The sequence below is a fragment of the Pseudoalteromonas sp. S4492 genome (genome assembly GCF_005886115.1).
In the GTDB taxonomy this organism is placed as follows: Bacteria; Pseudomonadota; Gammaproteobacteria; order Enterobacterales; family Alteromonadaceae; genus Pseudoalteromonas; species Pseudoalteromonas gelatinilytica.
In genome coordinates, this window is record NZ_PNCP01000098.1 from 1 (window position 1) to 11,764 (window position 11,764).

Sequence of the window (11,764 nt, forward strand, 5' to 3'; positions counted from 1 at the left end):
CAATGCAGATATTTTTGCAGTACTCGCATCAGGTGGTCACTACGTTAATGTGCATACTCCAGCTAACCCAAGTGGTGAACTACGCGGTCAAATCCTTACCGATAACTATGTGTTTGTCACCTTCCCGCTTTCTGGTGAACAAGAAGTGCCCGCAGTTACAACGGATGCATCTGGTGATGGTTATGCGCTAGTGAATACCAATGATTACAGTGTTGAGCTGCAAGTATTAACATCGGGTGTAAGCGATGCAAGTGCTGCACACATTCATACCGGTGTAGCCGGTGAAAATGGCCCTGTGTTAGCTCCTCTTGTACAAGACAGTGATGATATGAATCGCTGGATGAGCAGCACAGGATTAATGATAGACGCCGATATCTTTTCAGTTTTAGCTTCAGGCGGTCATTATGTAAACATTCATACGCCTGCAAACCCAAGCGGTGAGATACGAGGCCAAATTCAATAATTTTATAAAGTCAGAGGCCAATATTTTTGGCCTCTTTTCGTTACCTTCCTAGTTCAATTAATCTCACAATAACATCCCTCAGCATCTGAGTTAATAAACTGGCTATTAAAACCCGCACGTAAGTTTGCAATTACTAACTCAACAAAGCCATTCTGACTTGAACATGCGAGTCCTTTTGATAATGGCCCTGCATACACAAGCTGTTGATTTTCTGAAACAAGTACTGCGGCAGGTTGAGCGGGTAATATTGCAGCAACCGCAGATGTTGGTTTAAGTTTTATCACTTCAACACCTTGTTCTGCAGCATAGCTGCTAAGGCTTGATATGTGCGGTTGTGAGCGTGCTGAGCATACACAGGTGTTTTCATCAATAATGTACAGGGTATCGACATTGTTGATGCCAAGCTCCATACTTTGTTGAAAAGTAGGCAGCCAATTAGCTGCGCCTAACTTTTTATCTGGATCAAAGGTGCTTGCTTGTTGAGAATAAGCAAACACCAAGGCCAATACTACAGAGGCAACCCAAACCAGAGTTGCTACTATCACCCATTTGCTATTTGAATTTAGCAATACCTTGCTCCAGCACATCGATACTTACATCAATTAACTGCACGCGATCGGTGAGTTTTTCAATCATCAAGTTGTCGTTGGCTTGGTTAGCAATTAAGGCTTGTGAGTTCTCGGCAATAGCACGTGTATTGCCCGCTTGATTTTGCACTACATCTGCAACCGATTGTGAACTGCTTGCGGCAACATTCACCTGCTCTGTCATCTCGGTAATTTGCAGCTTCATCTGCGAACTAATCGCCGACAACTGCTCTATAAGCGCAACACTGCCTTGCATCGACTTGGTTGATGAGGCGCTGTTTTGCATCAAGCTTTCAAGCGTATTGGTTATTTTATCTGTAGTGTGTTTACTGCGCGTTGCTAAGTTTCTCACTTCATCAGCTACCACCGCAAAACCGCGACCTTGTTCACCAGCACGCGCAGCTTCAATTGCAGCGTTTAACGCAAGTAAATTCGTTTGCTCAGCAATTGACGAAATTTCATTGAGTAATTCTGAGATATGCGAACATGCACTTACAAGTTGGCTAATATTTTGATCAGCCTCTTGAAGATTATTAGCAAGCTCAGCTGTTTTGCTGTCTGTATTCGCCACCTCATTTAATGCCTCTGTGGCACTTAAATGGAGCTGTTCAAATTGTGTTTGCAGTTCATTACTTTCTTGTTCCACATGAGCAAAGCCTTCGGCGACTCGTTCACCTGACTGCGCGATATCTGCAGATAACTGCTCACGATGAAGTGCTTGCTCATGTAATTCGTCGTGTACTTCAAGTAATTGCTTAGACTGGTTTTTTAAAACACTACTTTGGCTTTGAACATCACCTATCACGCTCGATACAAAACCCAGTAAGCGGTTAAAACCCGCTACGGCTTCACTGTTTCTGTCATCCGCTCTTAAACTAATGTTAATGCTGTTTTCGTCGGCCATTATTTGCTCTGTCGTTGTGCTTAACGATAAGCCAGAACTACGTTCACGATGAAGGGTTTTAGCAATGTAACCCGCTACAATTGCTTCAACAATGGCGTACACAGCATGAATAAGTACGGTGCTAAAATACAATCGGTCTGGGTCAAAAACATATAAGCCTACTTCGTTTATCTGTAAAAAGTAAAAACTCAAATGGTGTACGGCCACAAAAGCAAGTGCAGTAATAAACACGCGCCATTCAACAAACATGATCAATACGGCCATTAATATAAATATTTCAAAATGAACTTCAATAAGCCCGTAGCTTTGTTGGATGTGTAAAAACGAAAACATCATGCAACCGGCAGCAACAACATGAGCGGTTAATTTGCTCGTTGGGTATTGATTGAGCATCCAAAGCGGTAAAGACAGCAGTAATAAGCCGGTTATTACACCCGTTATTAAGGTCGAATAGATAAAGCCTAAAACCAAAGATTCAACAAATAATAAAAGGAACAAATAAGTAAAAAGGCGGCGCACACTCGTCATAGATAAAGCCTTAATTATTAAATAATTTACAAAAATACAATTAATCGAGCTAATACGGTTTGATGCGCATCATGGTTCACTTTATTAATTGCAATAATGCTCTAAATTGTTCTGTCCCTGCTTTTTCTAGCCATTGAAATATCACACTTTCTGTACAGCTAATAATAGCACCTGCTGCCAATAGCTGCTTAACAGCCAACTCTTTATGTTTTTCGTTACGAGATGCAATGGCATCTTCAACCACAAACACCTGATAGCCATTGGCAATTAAGTCTAAGCAGGTTTGCAGAACACACACATGCGATTCTGTACCAGTCACTACTATTTGCTGACGGTTAAAGTCAGCCAATTGACGGTCAAATTGCGCCTCTTGGCACGCGCTAAAATGCATTTTGTGATAACAGTTATTGCTATTCATAAAGGGTAGAAGTTGTTCACTACTTTTACCTAACTTGGTTGGGTTTTGTTCGGTAAATAAATAGGGAATATCTAAAGCTTTAGCTGCTTTTATTAACTTTTCGGTCTGATTAACAGCTAAGCCAAAGTCGTTAATTACCGGTTCAAGCCCTGCCTGAAGGTCAATAATCAATAACAATGCATTACTTTTTTGGCTTATAAATGAATGGCGCATCACGTTCTCAAACTGCTGATAATTGAACTAGTTATAGCATAGGTTTCAGTTTCAGCAACAAGTAGACCTTATTACTATTTTTTCTTTTCAGAACCATTAATTACGGTCATAATTGTGCTATATTTTGTTAAAAATTATGCGCAAATAATAATTTAGGGTTAATCAGTCAGTGCCTAAACTTTTTCTTTTGATTTTCAGTTTGCTTTTTTTCACGCTCACTTCCTCTGCGTTTGCACAAAACTATGCTTTGCAAATGCAGCGTATTTCGACTGATGAAGGCCTTACACAAGGCAGTGTAACTAAAATCGTGCAAGATGATTTAGGCTTTATTTGGATTGGTACCTATCAAGGCCTAAATCGATACGATGGATATCAAGTTGCACCTTTTGCTGGTGAGTACATACTTGATCAGCGACAAATTACCGCGCTGCATAAAACAGAAAATGGCAACATTTTCGTTAGCACTGAATACTCAGGTGCTTTTTTTATTGATCCTAAAACCCTCAAAGTTGAAAAAATCTATTCGGGCAAACTCGACCCTGAAGATGTTTTCTTCTCGCCTATTCTAGCAATCACTGAAGACGACCACTTTTTTTACTTTGCTATTGCTCAACACGTTTATTCATACAACAAACAATCTAAAAAGTTTTTGCATGAGTTTTCTATTAATAAAGAAGAGCATATTGTGCGAGCGCTGACCTTGCACGACAACTTTTTATATATAGGTACATCGAATGGGCTTTTTTCGAAAAATCTGGCTGATGATCATATCTCGCATATTCCGCTAACGGATAAAGCCCAGATCACCGAAGATAATAAAAACGTTAAATTTTTAAGGATTGATGCGCAGCTTGGCTTATTTGTCGGCACCGTAGAAGGTATGTTTGATATCCCTTTTAACGCTAACCGTTTACTGGCATTTGATAAGGTAAGGCTATTAATCCCTAACTTAAATATTTGGGATTACTCTGTTAGCTCATTCGGTGAATATATTGTCACAGAAAAAGGCTTATATGAGTTTAATCGTCAAACCATGTCGGTTGAGTTCATCTTAAACTTTGAACAAAGTAAGTTTTTGATGACTGACAATTCAATCCAAGATGTAATGATTGATAAAACAGGGCTGCTTTGGCTGGCATCCCGCTCACAAGGTGTATTCACCTGGTCAACTCTCGCAAGACGTTTTAAGCATATTGAATTAAAAAACAACCAAGCTCACTTTAATAATAATGTTTGGACTGTATTACAAGATCAAAACAACACGGTTTGGATAGGTACTGATAATGGCTTGATGAAATACAATCAACTCACTAAAGAAGTCACCCCCTACTTAGTGAGTGACGACGAAAAAGCGTTTCATGGTCAGCACGGTATTTATGGTATTACCGAAGCCAACCTAGATAATAGCGATCGTTATTTATGGTTGATGAAATACATTGGCCTTGCCCTCTTTGATAAACAAACTGGCAAACTAGTGCCTTTAAAAGGCAATGCAGAAACCATTCACCTTTTAAGTTACGGCCCAAACTGGGGCTTTAGAGCAATTGGCAATGATCAATTTGCCTTTTTAGATGACAATAATTTTTATAAATACAATGGCAAAACCGGTGAACTTTCAACAATTAAAGGACTAAAAGAGCAAGTAGACCTTGTTAATGCCCATGCTTTTTTAGAGCCACTGCCTAACTACCCCGATGAATACGTTCTGAGTATGTCTGGCCAGTTGTTCCGCTACAATGAGCAAACTCAAAAGTTAACACTGATATACCAAACAGAAAACTATAACCCATTAGCGTTCACTACCATTGATGACTGGGTGATGGATTATAACAACACCCTGTGGCTTGGTTCAGCTGACGAAGGCCTCATTGGCATCGATGCTAAAACCTATGAAGTTAAACACCGCATTAATATACAATCGGGCTTAAAAGCCAAATCTGTATTTGCATTGCAAATAGACCGTTTTGGTTTTTTATGGTTAGGCACTCAAAATGGCCTATACCGTGTAGATTTAAGTTCTTTAGAGCTCGACAGTTATTTCATTCGCGATGGTCTAGCCGTTAATGAATTTAATATTGATGCAGACACAACCCTACATAACGGACAACTTGCGTTTGGTACTACCCGCGGCGTACTTTTGCTCTCACCTGAAGATTTTTTATCGTCGCCTGTCGAAGTGGGAAACATAAACACCGAGATCACCAATGTATCTTTGCTTTCTCGTGAGCTTAACTACCACCCATACAAGTATGTAAATACTCCGCTACAGATCACTTCTGAAGATATGGGCTTAGCAGTCACCTTTTCGAATTTTGATACCATTAATAAAGATAAAACATCGTATCGAGTAACCCTTGATGGGCCGACTTCACTGCAATACGACAAGCTAACAACCAATGAGGTCTTTTTCACTAAATTACCACCTGGCGATTATGTGTTATCGGTTTCATCATCGTCCGAGATAAGTGATGCCGTTTCTGCCACGAGGCAGTTGAGATTTAATGTTGCCCACGCACCTTGGTCATCCCCTGCTGCAAAAACAAGCTACGCCATTATTATATTAGCTATTTTGTTTTTTATATTTTGGCAATATCGTGCACGTCAACAAGTGATACGTCGTGCCCATGAAGAGGTTGTCCAATCTCAACAACAAACTGAGCTTGCTTTAAGCACCAATAAAAGTGGTGTTTGGGAGATTAACCTAGCAGAACAATTTTTAAGAACCACCCGGTTTTCAGCTGAACTTGGTTATACCGAGTACAAAGATGGTATTACCTTAAAAGAGTTTGTTAGCTTAGTTCACCCACACGACCGCAATAATGTAACGAATCAGTGGCAATTATTCTGCAAGCAAACCAATAACGAACAGTGGAACATCACTTATAGGTTAAAACATAAAAGTGGTGAGTGGCTTTGGTATGAAGATGTTGGCCGCAGCGTTGCACACGATGATAAAAATCGACCATTAAGAGTTACGGGTATTTACACCAATATTACCGAGCAGCGCGCTAATGCTCAGCAAGCCAGTGTGCTCGGTGAAGCATTTGGACAAATTAACGACTGGTTGTTAATTTTAGACAATCAACTCAAACCGTTTTCAGCTAATGCCAGCTTTGGTGAAGCATTCGCCACACCAAGTAATATTGCTGAACTCACAACATACGACTTTATAAGTGCCATTGGTCGTGCCAAATTCCTTGAGTATATCGACGTACTTAAAACACTTAAACCAAAACAAAACTGGAAAACAGAGGCTGTTATTCGCACACTAAAAAGCCCTGCACACCCAGTTCACATTAGTGTGACGGCTGTAGCAAAAGAAAGCCAAGCAATTAACTATTACGTAATTGTTATTTCAGACTTAACAGAGCAAAAACGCGCTGAGGACGATTTACGTTATTTAGCGAATTATGACCCGCTAACAGGCTTGCCAAATCGCTCTTTGATGCATACAAAAATTAGTAACTGTATAAATAACGCTAAAAAGTACAATAAACTCGCTGCCCTGCTCTTTATCGATTTAGATAAGTTTAAGCCAGTGAACGACTCTTTTGGACATGCGGTAGGTGACCAATTGTTGTGTAACATCACGCAACGTGTCAGCCTTATATTGCCCGAAAATGCGGTGATTGGTCGTCAAAGTGGTGATGAGTTTTTAGTCCTTGTAAAAGACCTTCACTCACCGCAAACACTCAGTGAGCTGGTTAAAAAGCTTACTGAAGAACTGGCAAACAAAGTAATTATTGACGATTTTTCGATTAACATTTCAGCCAGTGTTGGGGTTGCACTTTACCCTTTTGATGCTAAAACAGCAGACGATTTAATTAAAAATTCAGATATTGCCATGATGCATGCTAAGCAATCTGGCCGTAATAATTTCAAATATTTCACCGAGCAAATGAACAACCAGCTAACCAAAAAGCTGTTGCTTGAAAATGCCCTGAAAGACGCCTTTAAAGATGATGAGTTATTTAATAACTATCAGCCGATTGTTAATGCCAAAACTAAAAAAATAAATGGTGTTGAGCTCTTAATGCGCTGGAAAAACGAGCAAGGTTTTGTATCACCGGCTGAGTTTATTCCTATTGCCGAAGAAATTGGTTTAATCGATGCATTGACTGAGCAAGCCCTTGATAGAGCATTAACTGAGTTATTGCCAATGCTTCGTGCTAACCCACAGTTTTATTTATCATTAAACCTGTCGCCAACGCATATTTTAAAATCGAACTTAACTGAGCGCTTACTACTTATTTTGAATAATCACATGGTAAAGCCTGTTCAGCTACGCCTTGAGATTACAGAAAACACACTATTAGAAGATAAAGAGAAAGCTTCTAAGCAGCTGCAAAAGCTTAAAAATGCCGGCTTCAAACTATTACTTGATGACTTTGGTACGGGTTATTCGTCGCTGACTTACCTTAGCCAATTCCCGATCGATGTGATCAAAATAGACCAAAGCTTCGTGCGTAATATCGGCCAAGATAAAAGTAATGAATCAATTATCAAAACCATCCATGCGCTGTCATCAAACTTAGGTTTATATTGTATTGCTGAAGGGGTTGAGACCAACGAGCAAATTAGCTTCTTAACAGAGATGGGCTGCGAAGACTTACAAGGTTACTACTTCGCAAAACCCATGTTGGCCGATGAACTCCTTGCAGAGAGCACGATTCAAGCAATTATCGATCGTCTAAACGCGCTTTAAACCATTTATTTAAGCAGCGATAAAGCTCATCTTTATTAATCGGTTTTGAGATAAAGTCATCCATACCCGCGACAAGGCAGCGCTGTTGATCTTCTTCAAACGCGTTCGCCGTGATAGCAATAATGACAGCTTCGCCATACAGAGCAGGGTTCTGTTTAATTGCTTGTGTACACTGATAGCCGTCCATGTGAGGCATTTGGCAGTCCATCAATATAATATCTGCCGCATAGCTTTTAAGCTGCTCAAGTGCCTGTAAGCCATCGTTTGCCTTTTTAATCGTACACTGGGTGTCTTGCATCATTTTTTGCAGCACGATTTGATTGACTGGGTTATCTTCAACAATCAATACATTAATGCCATGAAGTGTTGGTTTGTCTGTACTTTGCTCGGCGCTTGCTTCTGCGTCGCTCACAGTGACAGGGATGGCAACAGTAAACTCGCTCCCCTTACCTTCTTGACTCACCAATGAAAGCTGCCCATCCATCAGCTCTATAATGCGCTTACTAATGGTCAATCCTAGCCCAGTACCACCATATTTTCGGGTAGTCGATATATCGGCTTGGGTAAACTCTGTAAACAGTTTGGCCTGTTGATTGGCTGAAATACCGATGCCTGTATCACGAATTGATATTTCAAGAGCGCCATCGACCATTTGACAATGCATGCTTATTTCACCTGACTCAGTAAATTTACCCGCATTACTCAAAATGTTATTGATTACCTGGCTAAATCTTAGCGGCTCTAAACGGATATACTCAGGTATATCGTTTGCTATGCTTAAGTTAAATTCGACACCTGTTTTCACACTGGTATTGCTAAATACTTTTGCTAACTGTTGCAGTAAGGCCTTAATCTCAACGGCACGATTTTCCAACTTAAGTGCACCCGCTTCAATTTTAGAAAAATCTAAAATATCATTTAAGATCAATAGCAAATTATTGGCACTTTGATGGATCATCGCCAGCTCATCACGTTCAGTTTCGGGTAGTTTAGGGTTGTCTAATAGCAGTTGAGTCATGCCTAAAATACCATTGAGCGGGGTGCGGATTTCATGGCTCATATTCGCTAAAAATTGTGATTTGGTGCGGTTCGCTTGGTTCGCTAAGCGCACGGCTTCGACTAGCTCATTGGTTTTATCATTAACTTGCTTCTCGAGCTGGGCATTAAAATCGGTCAGTTTGTTATTCAACACTTCGTTTTCGTGATTCACTTGATGCAAGCGATTAAAATTAAGCGCCAGCTTATTTGCTAAGCTCGAAAACTGCGACTGCAAACGGCTCACTTCAAGCCAAGTTTGTGGTAAGTCGGTCTCTGTGATTGCCCGCTCAGGTTCGAATTTGTCGATTTGTTCAGCTAACTTTTCAATGGGGGCTATTAACCAGCGGCTCAGCTGCGTGATAAACACACTGGTTAACAAAATAATGAATAATATCATCACCAAAGACTGACCCCATGCACTTACCGCAACATTGTTAGCATGTTTACGGTTAAGCATGGTCATCACTATCCAGTTATGCTCGGTTGAGCGGGCTTCTCTGGCATAAAACTGCTGCTCATCCTCAGCGTCAAACATCTTAAAACGAGCTTCCTCTGCAAACGAGTTAATTTCTTCATCTGTTAATTGCTGTAACTCTTTAAAATCATCAAGCGTGCTAAATACCACTTTATTGGTCGCATCTAAAATCAATAACTCACCTTGATGACTGAAAAGGCTTGGTCTGAGCCCTGCAAAGTAATCGAACATCAGTGAGCCTTCGACAACCCCAGTAAAGGTATCTTCAATATAAATCGGTGCTGATACCGCAACGATGGGTAAAGAGCCAAAACCCCTTCCTTTAAAGATTGTTGAAATATAACCAAGCTCATTATTTGGCGCATTTATAAAGTAGTCACGGTCTGCCACATTGGCGCGGATTTTTGATTGCTGCAAACTAATCGCTAACGATTGCGGATAAAAGTGAGTGACATCGGCAAGGGCATCAACAATGATTTGCGTTCTAAAATCTGGATACAACTTTGCCATATTCTCAAGGGCAATTTGATGCGGAACACCATTGGCAATACTTCTGGCCGTGAGTACCACCCCTTTTTTATGGTGGTCGAGGTGGCTATCAATTGTGCGAGCGATTTCTTTTGCTTTCTCTTTTAACTGTGCATTTATTTCATACTCAATACGCGCATAGTGATTATTGGTTAACACTATTGAGGTTAAGATCACCACCAGCACAACCAGTAAGGTCACTACATAGTTAAGAATTTTATATAAAGACGAATAGTGTTTATGCCACGAATAGCGACTAAAAAAGAAACTAAGTAAATCAATAACCGATAAGTAAATTGCCGCATTTAAGCAGTATTTAGCAAGTGCAATGGCAATCGTTAAGATTGGAAGACCTAAAAAGAAATGGCCAAAACTCCACAGTAAGGGTAAACCAATTACAAACCAAAACAGCATCCCTCGTAAAAAGACTGGCCGCGCTTTTGACAAGCAGAATACCTGCAAGCAGATCAATTCTAAGGCAAACACAATGGAAGGCCACGCATGCCCCCAGCGGTAAAAAATAAACCCCGTACTTATAATAAAAGTGATAATTGCATAGCGCCAACCAAGTAGCAGCAAGCTTAGGATCACAAAAAACTGACCAAGCAGAAATTCTGAGCTATCTAAAAACCAAATAGGGAGCAGATTAACAACTCCCGCGATACAACCGAGCAGTATCGCGGCTAAAAAGTTGAAATATGAAGGCTTATTTTGAAGCAAAAAAGGTATCCTAACTTCATAGTGATACCTTTAAATTAAAAGAAAATTAAACAATTTGCCACTTTAATTAACATGGTGACATTCATGACTCTCAATTTGCAGCACACTTTTTTTAATATTAAAGCGCGAGAGCAGTAGTTTTTCGACCTTTAATCGACACGCCTCATCATGTTTTTCAACGGTGCAATGCTGCTTCAACACAACGTGTGCACCAACAATAATGTCTTTATCTTGGCGCATCACAGTCACGTTATGTACATTTTGTACATGCTCAACCGAAGCGATACTTTGTTCAATATCAGCTACATCCGGTAATTTACTGCTATTTTCGAGTAACCCTTTCACGCAACGAATGATCACTTTAACCCCAGTAAACAAGACAAAGGTGGCAATCAACATACTTGAAATAATATCGATTTCGGCCCAGCCAGTTAGGTGAATTAAAATACCGGCAAAGAAAGTTGAAACCGTTGAAATTAAATCAAAAAACGAGTGTAAAAACACCGCATACACGTTGATGCTTGCTTTACGCCCTTTGTACAAAACCCAAGCTGCTGCGCCATGAAATAAAAAGCCTATAGCCGAAATCACCGACATCAAATAGCTGTTAATTTGTAAGTCATGACCATCACTATGATGAAGGTAGCGCTCACCTCCTTCATACAAAATAACTAAGCTAATGCTCAGATATAAAATACCATTGATCAAACCACCCGTAAGCTCTGCGCGCTGATAGCCATCATTAAAGTTTTTTGCAAAATATATCGCCATGCTTGAGGCAATAAGTGCAATAAATAAAGAACTGTTATGAACAAACAAATGCCCAGCATCAGCAAGTACAGCAAGCGAATTTGAAAAATAGGCGCCAATGACCTGTATCACCATAAACGAACATGTTATGGCTAAGGCAATCAACAAGCGGCGTCTAGATGCTTGGTGTGTTGTAATATCTGTCATGAAGAAGTGAAATACCTATTCGCTGGAAAGTGGTAATGATATAAAGTCTCAATTGTAATACGTGGCGAGCGCAAACGCACTAAAAACTTGGTTATTTGTCCCTTTTTGAAAGTTTTTTGCGTGATGTGTTAGAAATGAGAAAGGAATTAGCAGCAAATAAGTAAACTGAATCACTCACTTGTAATACCAATTCGCTTAATTAAGTGATCTATTTTGAGGCAAGAAAAC

7 protein-coding genes are annotated in these 11,764 nt (G+C 40.0%); 2 read left to right on the forward strand and 5 right to left on the reverse strand.

The genetic code is table 11. The annotated features are described in order from the left end of the window. The coding region (locus CWC28_RS20870; protein ID WP_138625713.1) for a CHRD domain-containing protein at nt 1-463 on the forward strand (463 nt) is incomplete at its 5' end. 53 nt (nt 464-516) lie between these two features. On the opposite strand, the gene CWC28_RS20875 is transcribed toward CWC28_RS20870, so the two are convergent. The 3 genes from CWC28_RS20875 to CWC28_RS20885 all read right to left on the reverse strand — a co-directional run bounded on the left by CWC28_RS20875 (nt 517) and on the right by CWC28_RS20885 (nt 3,113). Further along, a complete protein-coding gene (locus CWC28_RS20875; protein WP_063701144.1) occupies nt 517-1,032 on the reverse strand; it encodes a DUF6436 domain-containing protein in 516 nt (171 codons plus the stop codon). After that, nucleotides 1,016-2,482 (reverse strand): methyl-accepting chemotaxis protein, encoded by a 1,467-nt coding sequence (locus CWC28_RS20880; protein WP_063701146.1) that lies wholly within the window; start codon nt 2,480-2,482, stop codon nt 1,016-1,018. Before CWC28_RS20880 ends, CWC28_RS20875 begins: the two co-directional genes overlap by 17 nt. Nucleotides 2,483-2,558: 76 nt before the next feature. After that, a complete protein-coding gene (locus CWC28_RS20885; protein WP_063701148.1) occupies nt 2,559-3,113 on the reverse strand; it encodes an isochorismatase family protein in 555 nt (184 codons plus the stop codon). A gap of 253 nt (nt 3,114-3,366) precedes the next feature. Between CWC28_RS20885 and CWC28_RS20890 the strand changes: the two genes are divergently transcribed. Then, nucleotides 3,367-7,818 carry an EAL domain-containing protein gene (locus CWC28_RS20890; RefSeq protein WP_082873989.1) on the forward strand — a complete coding sequence of 1,484 codons (4,452 nt, stop codon included), beginning with the start codon at nt 3,367-3,369 and terminating at the stop codon, nt 7,816-7,818. Here CWC28_RS20890 and CWC28_RS20895 read toward each other — a convergent pair. Together CWC28_RS20895 and CWC28_RS20900 are read right to left on the reverse strand one after the other, a co-directional pair. Next, nucleotides 7,793-10,306: a response regulator gene (locus CWC28_RS20895; protein ID WP_249324989.1), complete on the reverse strand. Its 2,514-nt coding sequence runs from the start codon at nt 10,304-10,306 to the stop codon at nt 7,793-7,795. The genes CWC28_RS20890 and CWC28_RS20895 overlap by 26 nt on opposite strands. Before the next feature lie 336 nt (nt 10,307-10,642). Beyond that, nucleotides 10,643-11,536 carry a cation diffusion facilitator family transporter gene (locus tag CWC28_RS20900; RefSeq protein ID WP_063701154.1) on the reverse strand — a complete coding sequence of 298 codons (894 nt, stop codon included), beginning with the start codon at nt 11,534-11,536 and terminating at the stop codon, nt 10,643-10,645. Between the last annotated feature and the right edge of the window lie 228 nt (nt 11,537-11,764).